19 protein-coding genes and 1 pseudogene are annotated in these 22,331 nt (G+C 46.2%); 12 read left to right on the top strand and 8 right to left on the bottom strand.

The features are described 5' to 3' along the window. Positions 1-93: 93 nt before the first annotated feature. On the bottom strand, positions 94-546 hold the full coding sequence (locus ACXAFI_RS11105; protein ID WP_475108852.1) for an immunity 26/phosphotriesterase HocA family protein: 453 nt from the start codon (positions 544-546) through the stop codon (positions 94-96). 247 nt (positions 547-793) lie between these two features. On the opposite strand from ACXAFI_RS11105, the pseudogene tnpA reads away from it, so the two are divergent. Next, positions 794-1,158: pseudogene (gene tnpA, locus ACXAFI_RS11100) on the top strand (IS200/IS605 family transposase); the annotation flags it as partial. Between the two features lie 409 nt (positions 1,159-1,567). Here tnpA and ACXAFI_RS11095 read toward each other — a convergent pair. After that, positions 1,568-3,634 (bottom strand): S9 family peptidase, encoded by a 2,067-nt coding sequence (locus ACXAFI_RS11095; protein ID WP_475108851.1) that lies wholly within the window; start codon positions 3,632-3,634, stop codon positions 1,568-1,570. A gap of 138 nt (positions 3,635-3,772) precedes the next feature. On the opposite strand from ACXAFI_RS11095, the gene ACXAFI_RS11090 reads away from it, so the two are divergent. The 6 genes from ACXAFI_RS11090 (at position 3,773) to ACXAFI_RS11065 (ending at position 9,825) form a co-directional block, all read left to right on the top strand. Then, positions 3,773-4,282 (top strand): hypothetical protein, encoded by a 510-nt coding sequence (locus tag ACXAFI_RS11090; RefSeq protein ID WP_475108850.1) that lies wholly within the window; start codon positions 3,773-3,775, stop codon positions 4,280-4,282. 1 nt (position 4,283) lies between these two features. Continuing rightward, on the top strand, positions 4,284-4,493 hold the full coding sequence (locus tag ACXAFI_RS11085) for a helix-turn-helix domain-containing protein (RefSeq protein WP_475108849.1): 210 nt from the start codon (positions 4,284-4,286) through the stop codon (positions 4,491-4,493). Positions 4,494-4,912: 419 nt separating this feature from the next. Then, the gene (locus ACXAFI_RS11080; RefSeq protein WP_475108848.1) at positions 4,913-5,986 is read left to right on the top strand and encodes a hypothetical protein; all 1,074 of its coding nucleotides are present in this window, start codon (positions 4,913-4,915) and stop codon (positions 5,984-5,986) included. Then, on the top strand, positions 5,983-6,246 hold the full coding sequence (locus tag ACXAFI_RS11075) for a DUF7660 family protein (RefSeq protein ID WP_475108847.1): 264 nt from the start codon (positions 5,983-5,985) through the stop codon (positions 6,244-6,246). Before ACXAFI_RS11080 ends, ACXAFI_RS11075 begins: the two co-directional genes overlap by 4 nt. A gap of 272 nt (positions 6,247-6,518) precedes the next feature. Next, positions 6,519-8,117: a phytoene desaturase family protein gene (locus ACXAFI_RS11070; protein WP_475108846.1), complete on the top strand. Its 1,599-nt coding sequence runs from the start codon at positions 6,519-6,521 to the stop codon at positions 8,115-8,117. 391 nt (positions 8,118-8,508) lie between these two features. Beyond that, positions 8,509-9,825, top strand: a complete 1,317-nt coding sequence (locus ACXAFI_RS11065; RefSeq protein WP_475108845.1) for a hypothetical protein — start codon at positions 8,509-8,511, stop codon at positions 9,823-9,825. A gap of 121 nt (positions 9,826-9,946) precedes the next feature. Here the strand turns inward: ACXAFI_RS11065 and ACXAFI_RS11060 are convergent, their stop codons facing one another. Beyond that, positions 9,947-10,693, bottom strand: a complete 747-nt coding sequence (locus tag ACXAFI_RS11060; RefSeq protein ID WP_444921822.1) for a sulfite exporter TauE/SafE family protein — start codon at positions 10,691-10,693, stop codon at positions 9,947-9,949. Positions 10,694-11,120: 427 nt separating this feature from the next. After that, entirely contained in the window at positions 11,121-12,029 is a 909-nt protein-coding gene (locus tag ACXAFI_RS11055) for a peptidoglycan DD-metalloendopeptidase family protein (RefSeq protein WP_475108844.1), read from the bottom strand. Positions 12,030-12,622: 593 nt separating this feature from the next. Here ACXAFI_RS11055 and ACXAFI_RS11050 point away from each other — a divergent pair. After that, a complete protein-coding gene (locus ACXAFI_RS11050; protein ID WP_475108843.1) occupies positions 12,623-14,005 on the top strand; it encodes an MFS transporter in 1,383 nt (460 codons plus the stop codon). Between the two features lie 119 nt (positions 14,006-14,124). Here the strand turns inward: ACXAFI_RS11050 and ACXAFI_RS11045 are convergent, their stop codons facing one another. Further along, positions 14,125-14,979 (bottom strand): sulfotransferase family 2 domain-containing protein, encoded by an 855-nt coding sequence (locus tag ACXAFI_RS11045; RefSeq protein ID WP_475108842.1) that lies wholly within the window; start codon positions 14,977-14,979, stop codon positions 14,125-14,127. A 315-nt stretch (positions 14,980-15,294) separates the two neighbouring features. Further along, on the bottom strand, positions 15,295-17,910 hold the full coding sequence (gene acnB / locus ACXAFI_RS11040; RefSeq protein ID WP_475108841.1) for a bifunctional aconitate hydratase 2/2-methylisocitrate dehydratase: 2,616 nt from the start codon (positions 17,908-17,910) through the stop codon (positions 15,295-15,297). A 306-nt stretch (positions 17,911-18,216) separates the two neighbouring features. On the opposite strand from acnB, the gene ACXAFI_RS11035 reads away from it, so the two are divergent. The 3 genes from ACXAFI_RS11035 (at position 18,217) to ACXAFI_RS11025 (ending at position 20,164) form a co-directional block, all read left to right on the top strand. Continuing rightward, positions 18,217-18,672: a DUF1289 domain-containing protein gene (locus tag ACXAFI_RS11035; protein WP_475108840.1), complete on the top strand. Its 456-nt coding sequence runs from the start codon at positions 18,217-18,219 to the stop codon at positions 18,670-18,672. Between the two features lie 125 nt (positions 18,673-18,797). After that, on the top strand, positions 18,798-19,727 hold the full coding sequence (locus tag ACXAFI_RS11030; RefSeq protein WP_475109816.1) for a lipid kinase: 930 nt from the start codon (positions 18,798-18,800) through the stop codon (positions 19,725-19,727). Next, positions 19,724-20,164: a hypothetical protein gene (locus ACXAFI_RS11025; RefSeq protein WP_475108839.1), complete on the top strand. Its 441-nt coding sequence runs from the start codon at positions 19,724-19,726 to the stop codon at positions 20,162-20,164. The genes ACXAFI_RS11030 and ACXAFI_RS11025 overlap by 4 nt, the downstream gene beginning before the upstream one ends. Positions 20,165-20,184: 20 nt before the next feature. Here the strand turns inward: ACXAFI_RS11025 and ACXAFI_RS11020 are convergent, their stop codons facing one another. Then, positions 20,185-21,120: a hypothetical protein gene (locus ACXAFI_RS11020; protein WP_475108838.1), complete on the bottom strand. Its 936-nt coding sequence runs from the start codon at positions 21,118-21,120 to the stop codon at positions 20,185-20,187. Between the two features lie 269 nt (positions 21,121-21,389). Between ACXAFI_RS11020 and ACXAFI_RS11015 the strand changes: the two genes are divergently transcribed. Next, positions 21,390-22,010, top strand: coding sequence for a MiaE family protein (locus tag ACXAFI_RS11015; RefSeq protein ID WP_475109815.1), 621 nt, complete (start codon positions 21,390-21,392; stop codon positions 22,008-22,010). A 23-nt stretch (positions 22,011-22,033) separates the two neighbouring features. Here the strand turns inward: ACXAFI_RS11015 and ACXAFI_RS11010 are convergent, their stop codons facing one another. Next, entirely contained in the window at positions 22,034-22,294 is a 261-nt protein-coding gene (locus ACXAFI_RS11010; RefSeq protein ID WP_152453075.1) for a DUF3081 family protein, read from the bottom strand. Positions 22,295-22,331 lie beyond the last annotated feature (37 nt).

Raw genomic sequence — 22,331 nt, 5'->3', positions numbered from 1 at the left:
GAACCTTATTTTGTTTGAGGCGCACTTCTTCAGTGAAGTTATGTCGTTCGTAAGAAGTTAATAAGGCCTGCCGTTGCGGGCCTTCTTCTCTTTTTACTTAATTTTTAATGACTCCATCCACTTATTAGGTACACCTAAAAAGTGATCTCGAAGTCTATCTTCTATATGCTCTGGGTCCCATACGGCAGCTCTCTCTAACCCTTCACAATCCCCTGCTGAAACAGGTCCGTCTTGAATTTCGGAGTTCCTATATAGGAATAAATTACCATTCATGGGGCTCTGCTTAAAAAAAGTCACTGGTGCCCTTAGATCTTCTGTTAAAGGGCTTTGGCCAATAATTGGCCATCGACCGGATGTAACTGCATATTTCATAACCCAAACTTTAAATAAAATAGGGGAGTTAATCACAACATTAATCGGCGGAATCTCCTTAACTTTTAAATCGTAAAAAGCTATAAGAGGGTCCTTGAGTACATGTGCAAAGCAAAACTCACCACTTTCTAATTCAATTTTAACTACACTTCCAGCTTTATGTTTAATAGCCATACAAAAGCCCAAGATTTACTTTATTACTTCAATTATATACAATCCATTTCTTATTTTTAGCTCCGACCCATTAATAACATTGTCAGGAGTGCCTCCGGTAGATTTTGCTCCCCCATTAGTGTCAATAAGTAATTAACACATAGGTAAACCACCGCCTCTGCGGTGAGACTTGACAAGGCTCAGCTGTTCCGGTGTACAGAGTAAAAATATGGCCTCCATGAACGGGCAAGCTCCAGAAGGAAGCCATATGAGAGATTGGCAATGCCAAGCTCACGTGAAACATTATTGCAGGTACCACGTGGTATTTGTGCCCAAGTATCGAAAGAAAGCCTTATTTGGGACATTGAGATGGGAGATTGGAGCAATATTCCGAGACTTATGTCGTCAATAGAGCATTGAATTGGTAAAGGGTACGCAATGAGGGATCACATTCATATGCTGTTAATGACTCCTCCGAAGTTTAGTGTTTCCAATACGGTCGGGTTTCTGAAAGGGAAATCTGCAATCCAGATATTTCTGAAGTACAAGCAAGTACAGAGAAATTTCGCAGAAAGACACTTTTGGGCTCAGGGTTACTGTGTGAGTATAGTGGGGCTAGATGAGCAGGTGATTTGAGTGTATATCAAGAATCAAGAGGTAGAAGAATACCAGCATGAGCAGATGCAACTGGCGGGGTTGTAACTGGCCCCCTCTGGGGGCTTTCACCATACCACCTGCTATGCGGGTGGTTGCTGATTAAACGGATGCTCCAAGTGGGTGATGGCTTAGTAGCTAACTCGAGATTTCTATTAGCTGGCTGTGCTTATGAATCATAAGCCTATCTAAATTTAAAATGAGGCAGTCGTGAGATATTTTCCGCTATTAAGGTGCTAGGGTTACGGAGTTTCTTGTGTTGTTCTTTAAAAGCTGAAATGACAGTAGTTTAAAGTAGCCTGTCTTTGATCGATATTGATTAAGATCTATCACAGACAGGCGCTCCATATTGGTAATCAACTCAAGGTCGCAAGAAATCTATTTAAGATTACTCCTCGGCTAATTTTGATATGTCAACTTCAAGCCCAGCCAAATGGGTAGTAAGCTCCTCAGGAATATCAGAGCTTACTTCACCACCTAAGTGCTCAGAGAGAAATTCTTCCATTTTTATCAAATAAGCCAGTTTATTAATGCGCTTGGTAAATCCGTGCCCCTCATCGTTAGCCAAAATATACTCGACAGCTAAGTCTTTTTGATACATGTCTATAGCAATTTGATCAGACTCAAGTTGAGTAACGCGAGGATCATTTGCACCCTGAACCAATAGTAAAGGTGCTTTAATTTGATCCGTAAAGTTTAAAGGTGATCGGGCCTGCATATCCTCTCGGTCTGCTTGAATCAAAGGATCACCGACTGCTTTGAACCAGTTGGAAATAAATGGTCGATAATACTCCGGGAATGACTCAACCAAGGTGACTAGGCTTGATGGGCCCACAAAAGATATCGCGGCTGCATATACATCTGGGGTGAAAGTCAACCCGGAAAGTGCTGCATAGCCACCGTAAGACCCACCCATGATTGCTACTTTATCTTTGTCCGCAATGCCTTGCTCCACTAGAAACTCAACACCATCAGTCAAGTCATGTTGCATTGCACCGGTTCCCCACTGGCGATTACCCAAAGCGATGAAGGTTTCACCAAAGCCTGTAGATGCACGAAAGTTGGGTTGTAATACCGCATAACCACGATTCGATAGCAACTGAGACACGCGATTGAAGAAGCTATCACTAAGTTTCCAGTGATCTCTTCCCCATGGACCACCGTGAGGCAATACCACTAGCGGCAATTGACTGCTCTTGCCTTTGGGCAGAGTCAGATAGGCTTGAATAGTAATGCCGTCACGGGCTTTATAAGTAATAGAGCGTCTTTCTGCCAGAGATTCAGAATCTAACCTTGTATCTTTATCTATCAAGCGCCTCAGGGATTGGTCTGCTTGATTGTAGGTATAGAAAGCCCCTAGATCGACATCACTGGCAATATCTAGCAGCCATATGCCAGTCTCCTCATTGAGAGAGATAACATCAATCTCTACCCTGCCTGAAAATTGATTGGTGATATATTGCCAATGCTTTTTGAACTCCTTACTAATTGGATAATCTTCTCGATATCCATAGTAGTAAGAAACCAACTGAAGTTCTCCATCTTTACTGAATAAGGTCTTATAAACGTCGGATCGCTTATGGGGATCTGTATGCACATCCGTGATTTCTCCTGAAGCCAAGCTCAATTGCTTTAACCCCGAAGTGTCTGCCTCACCGAAGCTGGACTCGAAGTACACTCTTCCAAGATCTGCGTTATAACTGGATAGGTGTAAAATTTCACCCGCTTCAGTTTTCAGGGCTTCTTGCCAGGATTTATTCTTATAAATAAATAACTGCATTGATGTATCTGGGTTCGATCTCACACCAGCAATGGGAAATCCTTTAGGATCAATCAGTACATCATTAAAACGCTCGGTATTGGTCATCAGTGATGTAAGCTTACCGGCTTCAGTATCCAGCCGATAAAATTTTAATGTCATCGGATCGTCGTGATTCGCAATGAGTGTAAGGGTGTCAGGTGTTTTTGAAGCCTGTCCCAAAAGTATGTAATTGACACCTTTTTTCGATGTTAAATTTTGGGTGTTCAGCAAATTTAGAGTTTTATCCTTTACCTCCAGATCCAATCGGAAAATCTGGTGCTGTTCGTTCCCATCGGAATCTTTAGAAACAAACATACCGAGCTGATGTTTATCCCAATAAAAGCTATCTGCTCCATCGGCAAAAGCAGTTAAAGGGAAGGCATCCTCAACACTCCCATCACTCGGCATTACATAGATATTTGGTGCTCCGTTGTGTTGCTGGAGCCAGGCCAGCCATTGACCATCAGAAGATAATTTGACTCCATTGATTTCAGAGTCATTAAAGAAACTCTCAATAGGGAGTAACTCCTGTTGAGCTTCTGTTGATACTGAATCCTCTAAAACGACATTCATGCTACAGCCGCTAAATACAGTGGCAAAGCTCAGCCAGCAGATGGCCTTACGTATTGACCAACGGTGATTCTTGAATTCCATGGACTTAACTCCTTATCAGTGATGACCATGGATATACTGTAGAGCAGCTATAAATTATTGTAAAGCAATAAATTATAGCTGGATTGCAGAAATTAGATGCTGTTGTATAATGTTTGCTTATCCCAAAGGAGCTAACCTGTGAAGCAAAATATTCAGGTATTAAGTACGCGTCTGCGCTGGACTGTCGTCGCTGTCAGTTTGATTGCCATAAGCATTTTGCTAATCAACTACTTTGTTTACGATGAGAATGCCTTCAATAGCAGCAACCCACTTTTCCAGGAACTTTGGGCGTTAGGTGACGAGTACAGGTCGATGCTATTACTCGGCCAACTACCGACCTTTGTGCTTTCCGGCTTGTTTATCTATTGGCTTTGGCGGCTTTTTGGTCAGTACGCGAAGGGTGACTATTTTGGCAAAGAGAGTGATCGTTGCTATGTGTGGTTGGTTTGGCTCTATGGTTCTTCGATCCTGGTGCGCTTACTGGAGTCTTTGTGGCTCAGTTATCTATCGTATTTGCATGAAAATGAACTGACCCTGGTGCTGTCATTTGATGTCGGTAGGCTTTTCACATTGTTCGTACTTGTGAGCGTCCTCTATATTTTGCGCGCAGCAAAACAAATTGAGCAAGAAAACAAAGAGTTTGTATAGCATGGCTATCATTGTCAATTTGGACGTTATGCTGGCCAAACGTAAAGTCAGCTCTAAATCATTGGCAGCTGAGATAGGTATTACCGAGGCTAACTTGTCATTATTGAAGCGTGGCAAAGTGAAAGGAGTCAGGTTTGATACGTTATCGGCAATATGTGAAGCGCTTGAATGTCAGCCCGGTGATATTTTAGAGTTCAAAAAAGATGAGTGATCTACTTTTTCTACCCAGTTTTACCCTCAGGAAGGGAGTGTCAGGGGTGCTACCGGGAAATCTTTAGTTCAATAGTTGAGGGCTGAAGTGAAAACTGCTGGTCTTCTTCAGTCTCCTATGCTTTCCATTCAAATATACTAAAGGGGAGGGTACCTAGAAATAAGTTCGCTATTGAAGCTTCTGGGCGGTAGGTGCTTTCCGGTTGTAGAGGTATCGATTCCTTTTAATCTTCCTCTCGTTATATCTGTTCTTGCCAATAGAATTATTATCCTCTTAAGACCTGACTACCTATTCAGTAGTGTTTACCGCAACAAGCAAAATCCCACCCTATAATCGGTTTTTATAGATGCGGTAGTGGGTAGTCACAAAAAATTTCAGTGGTGCCCCATCCAGTAGTGCTCAACTCTTGGGTGAAAGCTTTGTCTGTAAGCCTGCGTTTTATTGCATATTTCTACTTTCTGTTTTTATCTTTTACAGCCTGTGCCAGTGGTTTCTCTAGCAAATCGTATTCAGACTCTTCCCTACTAGTAGTTAAAGCGGCTGTCTCTGAAACGAGCAGCCGTATAGAAGACATTCCATTTTCTTGGCTTTCACTACCAAGCGTTGTCAATGACTATGCTCTGGTAAAGCCAAAAGAGGGTGGTGTTTGGTCTGAGCTTAGTAAGTTTACTGGGTATTCATATCAATCTAAAGGGCTATCTCAAGGGCCTTCGGAGTTCAAGACGCAGCCCAGAAGTAGTACAGGCTGTGATGGTTTTTCACGTGAGAAACATCAAGATGGTGCTAATCCTCTTCCCACGCCAAGAAATATAACTGTTCAAAGTGGAGAGTTGGAGAAAGTCCAGCTCGTAAACCCTCCGATACAAGCTCCCCGAGTGGTGGATGCTGTTTCTGAAAATCCAGGATCTCAAGGAACTGTTGAAGTCAAATGGGAAACCCCTGGGTCAAGGAAAAAAATTACCGGCTATGAAATTGAGCAGTGTAAAGATAGTTGTTCCACATGGTCTTGTGTTTATTCTGGAGTGAGTACAGGCCCAATTGCCCTACCAAGGGAAAAGGGTAAGCGATTAACAAGTGGTTCCTATAAATTTCGAATTCGATCTTATACCAGGACTGATGGTTCTACCTCCTATAGCGCCTGGGTAAACTCTCCAAGAGTCGCTGTAATCCGAAAGGGATTGATAAATCCTAAAGCTGTCAGGTTCACTCAGGATAGCATTAAGGCAACTTTTTCAAACGGACGAAAAGTGGAAGACTTAATCCAGGATCTAAAGAGTGGAAAATTGAATGCGGGTGATGTGCCACCTATACGGGTATTTAGTAGAGATGGTAAAATCTATTCGTTAGACAATCGCAGGCTTAAGGCCTTTCAGGAGGCAGCAAAGCCGATCCGCATAACACCCGCGACCACAAGTGAGATTGTTGAGGGGTCATTTAAATTCACGAGTAAAAATGATGGCACCTCGATTCGTATTCGCAGAGGAGATAAATGAAAAAATTAAACTTACTTGAAAATCTTAACCAGATTAAGACAAGAGATGATTTCTCTAAATTTGTTCTGGATATTCTTAATGATTATAAAAACAATTCTTCGAGTTGGGAGAATGCTGATCTAGCCAGTTTTCTGGAGGCAATGGCTGCTTGGGCAGATGATATGGATGGCTTTTACGCTAATCAGGGAGAAGAAATTCCCGAAAATATTCATTGGAAGATTTTTGCTGAAATCCTTTATGCTGCCAGAATGTATGAATAACTTCATTAACCCGTTCATTTATTGATCCGCCATTCTGGGGATTGGTTTACTCAGCACTCCATATGAGTTTTTATGACAGCTTATAAATTTAAACTTAATGACTAAGTGACTGAATAAATATTCTCGCTTTCAAAAAAATCTATCTCGCCTCTTCATTACCCCTTTGTTACAAGTTGACCAGGGCTGACTGTACTATTCCTAATATTAATTGACCGAATACGGGGTGAATCCAACCGTCTGGATGCTGGCCAATGATTCGATGAGATACCGTCATGAGCGAGTCATTACTTGAGGTTAAGGGAGAACCCGAGATCATCTTCATTGGTGCGGGTATCAATTCTCTCTGCGCTGCATTCATCCTGGCCAAAGAGGGTTGGCGAGTACTGGTCCTCGATCAAAATGCTACTCCAGGTGGTGCGATACGAACGCTGGAACTCACTTTACCAGGATTCTTACATGACATTGGGGCGATGAACCTGAGTATGTTCGTAGGCTCAGAATTTTATACTGAGCACAGAGAGGTCTTGGCAGAAAAGGGCTTGGAATTTATTGTCGCGGAGCATTCCTTTGGGTCATTTGCTTCGGATGACCGATTTTTGGGCGTTAGTAGGGATCTGGATGCCAATTTGCGATCCATTGCGTGCTTCTCGAAGGCAGACGCTGAGGCATGGAAGGATTGGCGTGAAGACTATAATCGGTGCAGTCCCACCTTGTTCCAACTATTGGCCTCACCAGCCGTTCAAACCGGGCCGCTGGAACTGGTCTTTGGCAGAACCGGGGATATACCCCCTAGTGTCTCTACTCCCTTACGCGGGATACTGCTTGACTCCCTTCGTGCGAATTTAGGGCGATGTTTTCAGAGTGATATTGTACAGGCTCTGATAGCCGCTTGGGCAATGCACTTAGATTATGCACCTGATATCTCGGGTGGATGCTGGATGCCTTTTCTGGAGACCAATGGTGATGAGCGAAATGGCATTCCGATTGCTCGCGGTGGATCCGGCAACATGATCCGGGCCATTGTAGAACTTGTTCAGGAGCATGGGGCAAATGTTGCGGCCAAGCAGATGGTACAAGAGATCCTCTTTGATAAGGGGAGGGCGTCCGGTGTACGTCTTGCGAGTGGACAGGAGCTGCGATGTTCTCGTGGAGTTGTCGCCAGTGTCACACCGCAGGCATTGGTGAGACTGACGAGAGGTAATTTGTCGGATGCGATAGTTAAAGAAGCGGAAAACTACCGTTACGGGCCAGGCACAATGGTGATTCATCTTGCTCTATCGAGGTTGCCCGATTGGAAAGATGAAGCGGCGCGACGGAGCTTCTATGTGCATATAGGCCCATCGCTGGACTATATAGCGGCCGCTTATCAGGAAGGTGTGGCGGGTATGCTTCCAAGTCACCCTTTTATCGTAGTGGGCCAACCGACGATATTTGATTTAACCCGCGCCCCTGATGGCCAGCATGTTCTTTGGATAATGGTACGTGCAATACCTGCTGAGATTCGTGGAGATGCTGCAGGTGAAATAAAAGAACAGGTCTGGAGCTCTGAAGCTGCCAAAAAAGTTGCAGATCGCGTCATTCGGAAGATATCGAGATATGCGCCGGGTCTTCCCGATAGGATCCTCGGGATGACTATACATACGCCATTGGAATTGCAGCAATTGAACCCAAATCTTGTGAATGGAGATTTAAACGCTGGTAGCCTCCATTTATCACAATTTTATGGCAATCGGCCCTTTACTGGGTATGCGAACCATGAAATGCCAATTCCAGGTCTCTACATGTGTGGTACATCCACCTGGCCAGGTGGAGGTGCCGCGCCAGGGTCGGGAATGTTATTGGCTAGAAAGCTCTTATGTGGGAATTCGTGAAAGTGCATTGTCGATGCTAAATGGGTGTATTCATGGAAGGGATGCGATCAATTGGCATTGATTGGCCCATTTTACATTTTCAGATATCTTAAATGCTTAGTTAAGTCTTCAGAAGGGTATCTTTAAAGGGGCGGTATAATCTTTTTCTCAATGAAAGACTCAAAAAGGGCTTTCTATCTAGGGGATTAAATTCTTAGGAAGAACATTCTAAGGAAATACATGTAAGGTGCTTCACTTCTTGGATGCGACTGGTTGGAGTCAGTAACCGAGCGATATACAATTTTTATAGGTTCTGAACTACTGGGGCCATTATTAGACTTCGCATTTGATACTATCACACCTATTTAAGGCCGACTAAACTATAGGAAAACTTAGCTAACGGAGTCGCTCAATGCTCTGTTACTTGAAATTCCTACTCGCTATTTTCATTGCTTGCTGCCTCTTGACGCCATTAAGCTCCGCTGTTGAGAGAGATAAATTAATCAGTCAGGCAAAATTTTCTAGTAATGGAAGCTGCTATACCCTTGATCGACTTACCCTGACAAATAGCCTTAATTTTGAATATCTAAAATATTATCTCACCCACAATGCTTTTATTGCAGCTAGTTTCATTGTTGGAAGCAGTCGGCAGCCTAAGGCCAGGCAAACCAAAAGACAGAGATTCACTTTTTTTAGTGAAACCTGCTATCCGGAAAAGAAATATACTGGCCGTATCAAAGAGAAATTTTGTAAAAGGAAAAAATCTCATTCGCAGTATTTTTTCAAAAGTTTGCAACAGCTGGCGCAAGAAAACAGACTAAAATTTGATCGCTGTATTGAAAGTTATCAAAATGTAATTTTTCAAACATATGATTTTCAGTCTAGGTCTAATGATAAATCCGACAATGCAAATGAAATCGAAGGATTTAATGAGGTATATGCAATGGCACCTGCGGCGAAAATAGAGATTGATGCCTTAGCAGATGTGATTGCTACTTTGACTGGAGGTCAGGTCGCTAAAGTGCCGATAAAATCGAAAGATAGGGCTCAAATAAAAATAATAAATGATTATGGCGGCGATCCAACCAGAATAACGGACCTTGCCAGAAACACTATTATTGTTCCTCAAGATAAAATCAAAGAAGTGATAGAAATGCTTCGTGCAAAAGCCACAACCGTTAAAATATCAGATGGAGCCTTAGATCTACTAGGTTACAGTGGAGTAAACTCTAAAATAAAAACGAAGTCTGGCTTAATTGCGGAAATACAGGTGAATTCACCAGAAATGATATTTGCAAAAGAGCCTCCAGAATTAGCTAAGGCCCTGTTGGGGGAGGATGTTTATAACTCGATTGCAAGTAAATCTCCAATTGCAGGCGGGAAAGGGCATAGGTTGTATGAAAAATGGCGCTCTTTAGATGAAGATGATCCGAATAGAAGGAAACTCGAGGCTGAAAGTAAAGAGTATTATGAATCAATAAGGTCTAAGACAATGTCAATTAAAACTGGCAAGTATTTAAACTTAAAGAATATTTATATTGATTATTCTTTTGAGTCGGTTATGTTTAGGCGGGATAAAAAAACAAAAAACATATATAGAAAATTTTATGGGAAAAAAGAACACCCCGCTCCTATCCCGCATACAAATCGATTGTTTAATGATGCTCTTTTGTATGGTCAAGAAATCACTAAAGAAGAATATCTTAAAGGTGAAGGGGGAGGTAACTAATGACTGATCTAAATGCTGCAATTGAAGTAGTAGTAAAACTATATTTCAGGAATAAGGATAGGCCTGGAATCTCATATCTTGATTTTTTCATGTTGGATCTTCCCTAATGGCAAGATGGGAGTTACGCCACTGCCTCCCAGAGTTGTGCACTGACCCGAAAAATTAAAACTAGTCCAGATATAAACATAATTGATAGGGCGTAACTATCGAATCTCTGGATGCTTATTATTTTTAAAAAATGTTTTGCTACGAGCATTCCCACCATAACGCCTAAACCAATAGTGATGCCATATGTGAGCAGTTCTGAATTGAGGGCGCCAAAATGGAAATAGGCAACAAGCTTAGTGGAGTGCATCATTAAAGAACTTACTCCTCTCGTGGCTACCAGCTCTTCTTTGTTGAGTCCATAATTTAAGAAAAAGGGGTTTTGTACAGGGCCAACCGCGCCAATGATTGAGGAGAAGAGTGTGGTGACAAACCCCAGCATGGGGAAATATGGAAGATGCATAATGAAAGATTTTTTCTTTCGTCCGAATCCAAACTGAAATACGGTCGATACCAAGAATAAACCGACAGTGAACTCTATCAATAATGGGTGCATTTGCGTGTAAACATAGGCACCAATGATTGCTCCGGGAATAATTCCTGGTAGTAGCCATAGCGCTACTTTCCAATTAATGTACTTCCAGAATAAAAAAATGCCAAATGGCGATGCAATAGCATTGCCAGTGGTTAATATAGGTGCAACGAGATGAGGTCCTACCAGAAATCCTACCAAAGGTACTAGCAGCAGTGCTCCTCCACCTGCAGCCATGATAGATATGTAGCCGGTTACTAGCCCAAATATAAGGAGTAGGAAAATAATCATAAGTTAGCAGATTTTCATGCCTAGCATCAATATTGTTATTCCTTATAGGTAAGCACAAAAACAATGAAAGACTAGTGGCTGTGATATAGGGAGAGTGTTTTAAGTATAAAAATTGGAGTTTGTGCAGAGAAGCCTGACGCCAAGTTGGGTATGGCGTAGCTTAGCACTTATAATTTTTTATATTATCGATAATTGCGCCAGAAAGTTGGCTGATAGCTGTATGTTATCAGTATTAGATTCATCACGAATATAAAGGCGATACCGTGGCGATGCATTTTTTTGTTCTTCGAAGTTAAAGGAGAATATATATCATTGTGGAGATTTAGGCGGAGTGTAGCAGCCTAAAAAACGTTTTGTAAAAAGATGTTAGCTGCAAACTAGAGGTATGGGTTGCTGCATATAATCCCTTCCCTTCTACCGATAAAATTTAAATTTCTTCAGGTGGGCTAAATACCGTCATCCCTCGCTTAGGAGTGAATGGCTCATCGTTTTCTCCAATAAATTGGAATGGTATAGATACAGTTGACATTCCAATATTCTTTCGGATTACAAAGTGAAGATGAGGCCCGGTGGAAAAGCCAGAGGAGCCAGATCTGGCTAAACGATCTCCAGATTTCACCTTGTCTCCAGGTTTTACTAAGGCGGTTCCTTGTAATACATGCGCATATGTAGCATAGGTGCCATCCTCATGCAAAACTGATACATAGTTGGCTTTATCTAGGAAGTACTCCTTTGCTCCACCCATATGGTAGTCGTCTTTTACCCAGATGACAGTTCCCTCTCTGGCCGCACCTATGTAGGTGCCTATAGGCATGGCAATATCTACTGCGTATTTATTCGGTCGTTGGTGATGGGAAAATCTACCATTAAAGGATTGGGTAATTCGGTGGTCTTGAAGAGAAGAAATGGGTAGGCGATAAGTATAGGGCTTTGCAAGTGTTTCCGGTGAACCCATCACCCATGTGTAATAATATTTATCAATTTCTTCGTTACTTTCATAAAGTTTAAATTTTGAATTGCCAGGTACAACTGTTGTAAAAACTCTATCTATATTTTCCGAAAACTTAATTTTAAGTTGCACTTCAATAGGTGCGTAATAAGGGTTTTGAGCAAATATATAATTAACCTTATCATCGGTTAGGGTATATATCTTTGGTTTGCTCTTGGTTAGCTTAGAGGAGGTCTTCTTTATTGTTTCTACTTCAATATCTTTGGTAGGTTTTCTATCGGTAAAAATCCAATTCCCCTTCTGATCTTTGTATTTATAGATCTGATCGGCACTGGCTGGTATGGAAAGCAGGAAATATAGTGAGAGTAAAGTTAAGAATCTTTCCATTGAAATTTGCTTTGTTTATGCTCAATTTAGCAGTTCATTTTATCTATGAATAGTTATTGGATCAAGTTTGATTATCTAATGTTTGTTATAAACTTTAAGTGACGACTTTATTGGCTCAGAAGGCGGGCCAATACAAAGTTTATAACAATCCTTACTGTTGAGTCGTGTGCACACCTACAGCTTAATTGGGTGATTTGATTTATATAAGAAGTTTTAAGGTTTGCTTGTGGTTGATATCGCACAATTTTTATATGTGGGGCTACAATATGATCTACTTATAGCATTAGGGGTTGCAGTTATTACTTGAGATCAATAAGCCCAATATTTCATGATAAAATTCATTGTCTGACATTTTGCCAGAGAGGTTAATGTTTCTAATCTCAAGGCCTTAGATGCATAATGAATGTATTATTAAATATAGTGGCTTTAATCCGGTCGGTACATTAATTATCTATATGGATGAGACTTAATTTTTTAGAGTGCAGGCTTATCTTGTTTATTATGAAAGATGGGGCTGATATCGGTTCGTTAACCTCAGTCTAACAACTAAGATAATAGATTAAGCACATTTTCCAACGAAATGAGTGACGGTAATGTATCTAAAGGGATTAACCGCTTCTGAAGCCCGAAGTCTGGGTTTGACGGCGTTAATTTTCTCAATTTTTCTTGTTGGATATGATTATACCGCTTTCTCTGTCGCTCTCCCTTCAATTCAGAAGACGTTCCAGGTCGATATTACGACAACAATGTGGCTGGTTAATGCTTACGCCTTGGCTTTTGGTGTTTCTGTAATATCTTGTGGCCGCTTAGCTGATATGTTGGGGAGGCGACGAACCTTTTTTATAGGCGCAACGCTCTTTTCGGTATTCTCTCTTTTAGGTGGTTTTTCGCTAAATATATGGATGTTGATGGGGTGTCGCGTAATGTTAAGTATTGGTGGCGCCATGATGTGGCCTTCCGTGATAGGGATGACTTATCACTTGTTAGATAGCAAGCGCGCCGGTGTTGCAGGTGGACTGTTGATGCTTGGTTGTGGCGTGGCAAATTCCCTTGGCCCTATTATTGGTGGGGTTTTAACCGATACCCTGGGGTGGCGTTGGATACTTTTCCTAAATCTCCCCTTAACCCTGGTGGCGATGCTTATTTGCTGGAAATTGGTCATTAGCGATTTACCATCGGCCCCGGGCGAACATGTGGATTTAACTGGGCTGTTTTTTCTTTCATTGGCTTTACTTGCGCTGTTGTTAGGGTTGGATTTATCTGTAGATGTGGGGTTTGTTAACTACCGGACATTACTCCTATTTTTAGGCTTTGTTCTTTTCTTATCTGTATTTGCCTGGTTGGATTATCGTTCCTCAGGAGAGCCTCTGATACCTGTGGATGTGGTCAAGAATAAGAAGTTCTTCGCGGAGGGAGTCGCTACTTTATTGGTCTCTGTGGCATTTATATCTGCACTGATGTTTGTTCCACAGTTTCTCAGTAAGGTATGGAAGTTCACTGCGATACAGTCTGGTATAGCGCTACTTCCCATGATGATACTGTTTGGTGCCACCTCTTTCCTATCTGGACATCTTTATGAGAGGTTTGGGGCCAAGTTACTTTCCTGTTTTGGGGCTCTATTTATGTGGGCCGGTATGTTGGTTCTCTCTAAACTTTCTGTGCAAGTTGAGCCTTTCATTTTTACGCCTGGCATGGGGTTGATGGGTATTGGAATGGGTTTGTTTTACCCCACTATCACCACGGCAGCTATTCTAATTCTCAGGTATGACCGTGCCAGCCTTGCTGCAGCCATCATCTATATGTTTCAAATTATTGGTGGTGCAATCGGTTTGGGATTGAATACGACAATCGTTGCGCTGGCCCCAGATTTGGCGACTGGTATTAGTCGGGCGTTTTTGATGAATGCCCACTTGGCCCTATTGGGAATGGTGGTGAGTGTGTTTTTTATCAATGGAAGAGGGAAGGGTTCAATTTAATTGAGGGCGGTATAAGATTCCCCTAAATACTAACTTATTCTCAGGTTTATAACGTCATTATTATGATATATGTCTATTGGCAATATGTAGTGGTTTTTTGTGAAGATCTCTCCAAGGGGCTAATTAATGGCGTGGAATTTTCTTGAATAGACCGGGCCAAATTCCCCGAGAAATCTTTTATAAATTTCTGTGTCATGTCTGCAAATGTGTTCAATTTTTTTAATTATTTCTGGGGTGGATCTTAGTTGTTGGGCGAGTTCACTATTGGGGCTTTCATTTAATCTAAGTAAATTTAATTTAACCTGAAAGTCTTTTTCTGTCTGTTCTGTCAGTTGGTCTAGGTGTTCGGTTGTGCCAACGATAGAAAATCTCTGCAAGTTGCGAATGGCTTGCTCAATATAATCCGCTGGGTTTGATCGAGGTGCCTGGCTAAAGTCTGAAAAGTAATGAATGAAGCTTAGGCCGGCAGAAATGCCTTTGTGAGACCGGATGTATTCGTTCAGTGGAAGTGTATTCTTAGCCCATTTGCTCAGCTTGAAAGTATTGTAAGTATAAAGTGATATCCATCTCTCAACAGGATCTCTTAGGACTGTAAAAAAATTCCACTCAGGGGAGAAATTTGTTACAAGGTTGGGGCGGCAGAAGCAATGGCCACTGCCAAAAAAATTCGCCTTAATAGATAGGTTGTAGGCGAGCACTGTTTCTCGAACTGACATCATTGATCTATCTAAGATGCTGGCCGCAAATCTACTCTCTTCTAGCTTGATATCGAATTGGCCTAATTTATTAGGTGTATAGAGTTGATTTCTGAATGCGGAATCTAATGAGGATCCTGCACATTTAGGGACATGGCAAAAATATATCTTTGGAGGGAGAGTTAGTCCGGATGGATGTCTTAAGGTAGTGAGGGGCTGATCTTCCAAGTTGGTATCTGGAGTTGTTTGGTTGGCCAATTTTCTTAGTAGCTTTTTCATTTGAAGATTATTTGCGGCGAGAGTGAAAAGCTACTTATTAGAATGGGTCCGGTCAAGGTCTTAATTAGAATCTTGAATTTTGGCGCGATTAATATCTGTTATTTTTTTGATATTTCTGTTTTAGCTGCAGAGTAGAAGTAAAGTAAATAAAAAATTATCGGATTTCTTCCTCAGTCCTATTTTCGTATTTAGTTAACAAGGAAAGCATTGTTTAGGTTTAAGCTCTTTACCTTGTTTTGCTTGGTAAGAGTTTTGGAGGTGCCATAAAAAAGCCCCGCCAAATGGCGGGGCTTTCTCTTGAGGCAGGGCTGTTACTTAAACAGTAACTTCCTGGATCTCGGTGGCGGCAATGCGCTTACCTTCTTCGGCAGATTTCTGGAAATCTTCAATCTGGTCGAAGTTCAGGTAGCGGTAGATCTCGCTGGACATGGAATCCAGGTTCTTCGCGTATTCCTGGTACTCGGCCGGGGTCGGCAGTTTACCCAGGATAGCGCCCACAGAAGCCAGTTCAGCGGAGGTCAGGTACACATTGGCACCGTCGCCCAGGCGGTTGGGGAAGTTACGGGTAGAGGTGGACAGTACGGTGCTGTTCGGAGCCACACGCGCCTGGTTACCCATGCAGAGGGAGCATCCGGGCATTTCGGTGCGGGCACCGGCTGCGCCGTAGATGTTGTAGTAACCCTCTTCCATCAGCTGGTGCTCGTCCATCTTAGTGGGCGGAGCGATCCACATGCGGGTGGAGATACCACCTTTGTGTCCCTGCAACAGCTTACCGGCAGCGCGGAAGTGGCCGATGTTGGTCATACAGGAGCCGATGAATACTTCGTCTACTTTATCGCCAGCAACGTCGGACAGCAGGCGCGCGTCGTCCGGGTCGTTCGGTGCACAAACGATAGGCTCTTTGATATCGGCCAGATCAATCTCGATAACTTCCAGGTACTCTGCGTCGGCATCCGCTTCCATCAGTTTCGGGTTGGCCAGCCACTCTTCCATAGCACGCGCGCGGCGTTCCAGGGTGCGCTTGGAGCCATAACCTTCGGCGATCATCCAGCGCAACAGGGTGATGTTGGAGCGCAGGTACTCGGCCATGGTCTCTTCGGACAGTTTAATGGTACAGCCAGCAGCGGAGCGCTCGGCGGAGGCGTCGGACAGTTCGAAAGCCTGCTCTACGGTCAGGTTTTCCAGGCCTTCGATCTCGAGGATACGGCCGGAGAAGATGTTCTTCTTGCCTTTCTTCTCTACGGTCAGCAAGCCTTGCTTGATGGCGTAAAGCGGAATGGCGTGTACCAGGTCGCGCAGGGTGATACCGGGCTGCATTTCGCCTTTGAAGCGCACCAGTACAGACTCAGGCATATCCAGCGGCATAACGCCAGTTGCTGCGGCGAAGGCTACCAGGCCGGAACCTGCCGGGAAGGAGATACCCATGGGGAAACGGGTGTGGGAGTCACCACCGGTACCTACGGTGTCTGGCAGCAGCATACGGTTCAGCCAGCTGTGGATGATACCGTCAGCCGGGCGCAGGGAAACACCGCCGCGGTTCATGATGAAGTCCGGCAGGGTGTGCTGGGTGCTGATATCAACGGGCTTGGGGTAGGCCGCAGTGTGACAGAAAGACTGCATGACCAGGTCGGCGGAGAAGCCGAGGCAGGCCAGGTCTTTCAGTTCGTCACGGGTCATGGGGCCAGTGGTGTCTTGGGAGCCCACAGTGGTCATTTTCGGTTCGCAATAGGTGCCCGGACGGATACCTTCAACGCCACAGGCTTTACCAACCATTTTCTGCGCCAGGGTGTAACCCTTGCCGGTATCGACGGGCTGCTCAGGCTTGCGGAACAGCTCGGAAGGCGCCAGGCCCAGGGATTCACGGGCTTTGCCGGTGAGGCCGCGACCGATAATCAGGTTGATACGACCGCCAGCCTGAACTTCGTCCAACAGTACTTCGGACTTCAGTTCGAATTCGGACAGTACTTTGCCATCTTCGGCCAGGATCTTGCCGTCGTAGGGGCGGATCTCGATGATGTCGCCCATGTTCAGTTCGTCAACCGGCGCTTCGAATACCAGTGCGCCGGCATCTTCCATGGTGTTGTAGAAGATCGGGGCGACTTTACCGCCGATACAAATACCACCGCCTTTCTTGTTCGGCACGCCGGGCATTTCTTCACCGAAATACCACAGTACGGAGTTGGTGGCGGATTTACGGGAGGAACCGGTACCCACTACGTCGCCAACGAAAGCAACGGGCAGGCCTTTGGCTTTCACTTCTTCAATCTGCTTCAGCGGGCCGGTAACGCCGGCTTCTTCAGGCTCCAGGCCGTCGCGCTTCATTTTGTACATGGCCAGCGCGTGCAGGGGGATATCCGGGCGGGACCAGGCATCGGGAGCAGGAGACAGGTCATCGGTGTTGGTTTCGCCGGTCACCTTGAATACGGCAACCTTGATGCTCTCGGGCACTTTGTTGCGCTTGGTGAACCACTCGGCATCGGCCCAGGATTGCAGTACGGCTTTGGCGTGTTCGTTGCCGGCTTTGGCTTTCTCTTCCACATCGTGGAAGGCGTCGAACATCAGTAGGGTGCCTTTTAGCTGCTCTGCGGCCAGCTCGGCCAGATCTTTGTCGTCCAGCAGTTCTACCAGGGTAGCGATGTTATAGCCGCCAAGCATTTGGCCCAGTAGTTCTACAGCGTGTTTGCGGTCGATCAGCGGGGACTCCGCTTCACCCTTGATAATGGCGGACAGGAAGCCGGCTTTTACGTAAGCGGCTTCGTCAACACCGGGCGGTACACGGTGGGTGAGCAGGTCAACTAATTCCTGCTCTTCGCCTTTTGGCGGATTTTTCAGCAGCTCAACCAAGCCAGCTACTTGCTCAGCGTCGAGCGGCTTCGGTGGGATGCCCTGTTCGGCGCGTTCTGCGACGTGATTACGATAGGCTTCAAGCACGGATAAGTCCCTCTTGGTGTGTGGGGTGGCACCAACAGCGGGTGGAATTCCCGATCTTTGTATTGTTGTCGGGATTTTTTTTTCGAGGCCGCTGAAGGCGGGGTGGCGAATACTACAGCAAAGCCCTACAGCTGTTAAGTTTATCGAAAAATCAATAATTTAAGTGAATTTCGACTATTCGTAGGGCGAATTTTACTGCGCTCACAGCAGCTGTCCCGCCTCTTTTCTTAGTGGCCGAAACAAAATAGTCTACGCGCAATTTTAATCCAGGCCTCCGGTGCCTGATCGGCTAAATCTGGTTAATTGATGTACAAAAAAGTCCGTACACCTTGTATCGGTGTCTGCTCAACGGGAATTGGCGATGATGTTTGCCGTGGCTGCAAGCGTTTTGCCCACGAGGTGATCGATTGGAATGCCTACTCCGAGGAGCAGCGCCGCATTATTGCCTCCCGGCGTGAAGGCTATTTAACCAATGCCGTGCGCAGTCAGCTGGAAATCATCGATGAATCCCTATTGCTTTCGCAGCTGCGCCATCAGCAGATTCGCTTTGATGATAGTCAGGGTGCCTATTGTTGGGTATTTGAATTACTGCGGGCGGGTGCCAGCCAGATTGGCGACTTGAGCACATTCGGGCTGCGGCCGACCGCACAGGCCAAGGGGGTGAGCCTGGTGGAAGTTCGCCGGCGCATTGATGAGGATTTCTACGCTCTATCTGTAGCTTATTACCAGCGCTATATTGCCCCAGGTCTGCAAAAAGACTGACGGCTTCTCTTTATTTACCATTGCGTGCCTCTTATTTTTAGCATTGCGTACCTCGGTCGGTATTTTCTTGGGGCAGCTTATCCCTTTAGAATTCATACTCCTTTTCCGGTAATGGAGAACCGGCTATCAGCTCAACTCAAAAAAAATCTCGCCGAGCATTGCTCGTGGTCAATCCGAAAAGTCGAAATGGCGCCGAGGCAGATATCGACAGCGGCATAGAACGTTTGCGCGCTGACGGAGTAGAAGTGGAAGTCCTGCACTCCGAGGGTCCACAGGAAACTGAGGATGCGATCCGGCAGCGCCACAAGGCTCTGGACTTTGTGATCATCGGCGGCGGCGATGGCACTATCAGCTCCACTGCCAGGGTATTGAAAGAGTGTCAATTGCCTCTAGCTATTTTGCCGTTGGGGACTGCGAATGATCTGGCCCGCTCACTGGGCATCGAGGATCTGGAGCAGGCCTTTGATGTCATTATCGAGAACTACCGCCAGCCGATTGACCTCGGTGTTGTCAATGGCCACTACTTTTTCAATGTGGCCAATATGGGGCTTGGGGTAAAAGTGACAGAGGCACAAGACTCCGAAATAAAAAAACGTTGGGGGGTGCTGAGTTACTTGAGGGCTTTCTTTGTTGCCCTGAGGCGGGCGCAAAAGTTCCGGGTCAAGTTGGCGCTGGATGATGAGCGCTATCGAATGGGGTCCATCCAATTGGCGGTGGGTAATGGCCGTTACTATGGCGGTGGGAACCTGGTGGCCGAAGAGGCGCGCATCAATGATGCCAGGCTCGATCTGTACTGTCTGCGTCCACGCGGCCTGATGGAGCTACTGGGTATGGCGCTGTTGGTGCGCGGTGGCAAACACCACTTGGCCAAGAGAATCTTTAACGCCAGTGCCCAGCATATAGAAGTGGAAACCAAGCCGCGCCTGGAGATCCACGCAGATGGAGAGCCGGTTACCAATACTCCGGCCACTTTCTCGGTTATTCCCAAGGCGCTAGAGGTGCTGGTGCCACGTAATTCTGAAGAACTCCTCAGTGAAAAAGAGAGAGGGCAATGACACTCATTCGCACAGAAACCCAAGCCGCATTGAATGACCTGTTTATGGCGCTTACCCGCAGCGAGGATGACTACCGAGCTGCGGCCGAACAACTCGAAGATCAGGCTGCAGCCGATTTTCTGTGCGCTATCGCTTCCAAGCGGCAGTCGCTTGCACAATGTGTGGAGCGAGCGATTCGCGCAGAGGGCGGCTTGCCCTCGGAACCGGATCCTGACCTGAAAGCGGGTGAGCAGCTTCTGCAGATGCTTGGGCCATTGATGGCCGACGACAAGACCAAGGAAGTCTTTCAGCAGCGTCTCGATGCTGACCGCGAGCTGCTGGACTATATGGAGTGCGAGGATTTGAGCGCCCTAGAGGGGGCTCACGGCGAGCTCAAGGGTGAGTGCCGCCATCACCTCGAGGAATCTCTGACCTGGCTCGAAAAGCGCCTAGAGTGATCCTCGCCGGCTGATCACCCTCAGCGCTGCTGCCGCAGAAATACCCGCAGGGCTGGCAGGAAAGGCTCATTGGCGATGGTCAGATCCCGCCTCTGCCGGCGCCGGCTCACACTGGGTTGATGGTCGATCCGAGTAAATTCCGGTAGCTGCTCGGCCTCGTTGGCGGCCACCAGTACCGGCATGGAGGAATAGCCCACCTGACGGTATTGGTCTTCCTCGCCCGTTCCCTGCGCAAAAAATATTTCCGCGACCTGCAGATTGGGGCGGCTCTGTACCTGTACCTGGCGCAAGTCATCCTGCTGGCTTTTGTGCAAGCCGGCGAGCAGTTGCCGTTGGTACTGAATACCGGGGTCCGCGCCGGTCGGGTCCATCTGGACCAGCTTTTTCTCACACCATTGCGTCGTTACTTTACGAATAGACTTGCGCGCTTTTATCCAGGAGAGGGTGATGGCGTCGGGATACTCATCACAGAGTAAAACCAGGCGGTAGCACTGACGCAGGTGCGCGCGTGGATAGCCTGCCTGAGCCAATACCTCGCGCACGTTGCGGTCTCGCTCGGCCATTGGCCGCTCAGCCAGGGCTGCACGGTATTCGGCGATGGCATTGGCAAAGGCCTCCTTGGCGCTGTTGAGCTGTTTGGCCAGGGACAGAGTCTTTTGCGGGACTGCCAGTAAACCGGGAATTTGTAGGGTTACGCGGGCATCGCCACCGGTACCTAGAGGTTCGGCGTAATCCAGTTGGGAATAGAGAGCACCAGCGAGCGAGAAGGGGCGCTCAAAGCTTTCTTGCAAGGATTGGGCAGCTTCCAAGGCAAAAGGTGGCTGCAGCAGATAGTGTTGCCAGGGCTTACCGGCAGTCTGCAGCTGTTCGAGAGCGTCGCGCAACTCTGCGGCGCGGCTGTGGACCTGTTCCAGCAGGGGGGGGATGCCGAGTGCCAATGCCCGATGGTCTCTCATTGCCGAGTTCCACTATCTAAAAGGCTGTTATTTTAATGCACTTAATAAACCGTTACCAAATTTCTATTCAAATGGTTTAATCCTGAGGGCCCTGCTTGGCAGGGCCGCGTTGGCCAGTGGTGGCATGGTGCAGGATGATAGTGCTCGGTGGGTCACTTTTAGGATTGCTCTTGGAGTGTAATAGTTGATTTAGCTTGGGACCTGCCTTTCTGCCGCTGTGTCGCTATAATCCCGCGCCAAATGATTGATGCCAAGTGAATACCGACCCCATGAGTGCCCAAGTTCCCGATTTGTCCGCAATCCATGAATTCCTGTTGTGCGCCACCCCGGATGCCTGGATTGAGGCGGCACTAGCCGAGCCAGAGATGATGCTGGTAGATCACGCCAACTGTGAGAAAAAAGCGGCGGGTACGGCACTCAACCTGATGTTCCGCTATTTGGGGGATTTTGAGCTGCTGCACAAGATGTCGCGTCTGGCCCGCGAGGAGCTACGCCACTTTGAGCAGGTGTTGGCAATTATGGAAAAGCGCGGCATTGCCTATCCCCACGTCAGTGCCTCCCGCTACGCCGCTGGGCTGCGTGCAGAGGTGCGCTCCGCGGAGCCTGGGCGCCTCGTGGATACTCTGATTTGTGGGGCCATCATTGAGGCGCGCTCCTGTGAGCGTTTTGCTCGTATTGCGCCACACCTGGACGAAGAGCTGCAGAAATTTTATCTCTCACTTCTGAAGTCAGAAGCCCGCCACTTCCGCGATTATCTGCACCTTGCACAAAAAGCTGCCAATGAGGATATAGAGCCTCGGGTGCAGGCTTTATTACAGCTCGAGAAGGAGCTTGTGCTGAGTGGCGATGGCGAGTTTCGTTTTCACAGCGGCGTACCTGGCAAAGTTTAAGGTGCGCTTTATATAGCCCAGCTTCAGCTCTGGTCCAGACTGGCCAGTAAGCGGTTAAAGTCCTGCAGATCCCTGTCGCTCCCGTAGTCCACAGAAAACTTATTGTGAAAAAATACGGTGAGCTTCACTTTGTCTGAGTTGATGAAGACGGTATAGCCATCAAAGTCGGTGCTTACTGTCAGCCCTTGGTAATGCCAGCCATCGGCTTCCTTTTGTCCCTCTCGGGTGGCCCGATCAAATACCCGCAAGGCCTGTTTGACGTCAATTTTGCTCTCCTCTTCCATACTGACCTCCCCGCGCCGCTAGACTTGTTGTTTCAAT

The sequence above is a fragment of the Microbulbifer sp. ABH2_005 genome, from assembly GCF_056160005.1.
Note: the sequence above shows the minus strand (reverse complement) of the source record. Positions and strands in the feature narration are given on the sequence as shown.

Coding starts and splice junctions, on each gene's coding strand:
- ACXAFI_RS11105 (WP_475108852.1), bottom strand. CDS start 546: ATGGCTATTAAACATAAAGCTGGAAGTGTAGTTAAAATTGAATTAGAA.
- ACXAFI_RS11095 (WP_475108851.1), bottom strand. CDS start 3,634: ATGGAATTCAAGAATCACCGTTGGTCAATACGTAAGGCCATCTGCTGG.
- ACXAFI_RS11085 (WP_475108849.1), top strand. CDS start 4,284: ATGGCTATCATTGTCAATTTGGACGTTATGCTGGCCAAACGTAAAGTC.
- ACXAFI_RS11075 (WP_475108847.1), top strand. CDS start 5,983: ATGAAAAAATTAAACTTACTTGAAAATCTTAACCAGATTAAGACAAGA.
- ACXAFI_RS11070 (WP_475108846.1), top strand. CDS start 6,519: ATGAGCGAGTCATTACTTGAGGTTAAGGGAGAACCCGAGATCATCTTC.
- ACXAFI_RS11065 (WP_475108845.1), top strand. CDS start 8,509: ATGCTCTGTTACTTGAAATTCCTACTCGCTATTTTCATTGCTTGCTGC.
- ACXAFI_RS11060 (WP_444921822.1), bottom strand. CDS start 10,693: ATGATTATTTTCCTACTCCTTATATTTGGGCTAGTAACCGGCTACATA.
- ACXAFI_RS11055 (WP_475108844.1), bottom strand. CDS start 12,029: ATGGAAAGATTCTTAACTTTACTCTCACTATATTTCCTGCTTTCCATA.
- ACXAFI_RS11050 (WP_475108843.1), top strand. CDS start 12,623: ATGTATCTAAAGGGATTAACCGCTTCTGAAGCCCGAAGTCTGGGTTTG.
- ACXAFI_RS11045 (WP_475108842.1), bottom strand. CDS start 14,979: ATGAAAAAGCTACTAAGAAAATTGGCCAACCAAACAACTCCAGATACC.
- ACXAFI_RS11035 (WP_475108840.1), top strand. CDS start 18,217: ATGTACAAAAAAGTCCGTACACCTTGTATCGGTGTCTGCTCAACGGGA.
- ACXAFI_RS11025 (WP_475108839.1), top strand. CDS start 19,724: ATGACACTCATTCGCACAGAAACCCAAGCCGCATTGAATGACCTGTTT.
- ACXAFI_RS11020 (WP_475108838.1), bottom strand. CDS start 21,120: ATGAGAGACCATCGGGCATTGGCACTCGGCATCCCCCCCCTGCTGGAA.
- ACXAFI_RS11015 (WP_475109815.1), top strand. CDS start 21,390: ATGAGTGCCCAAGTTCCCGATTTGTCCGCAATCCATGAATTCCTGTTG.
- ACXAFI_RS11010 (WP_152453075.1), bottom strand. CDS start 22,294: ATGGAAGAGGAGAGCAAAATTGACGTCAAACAGGCCTTGCGGGTATTT.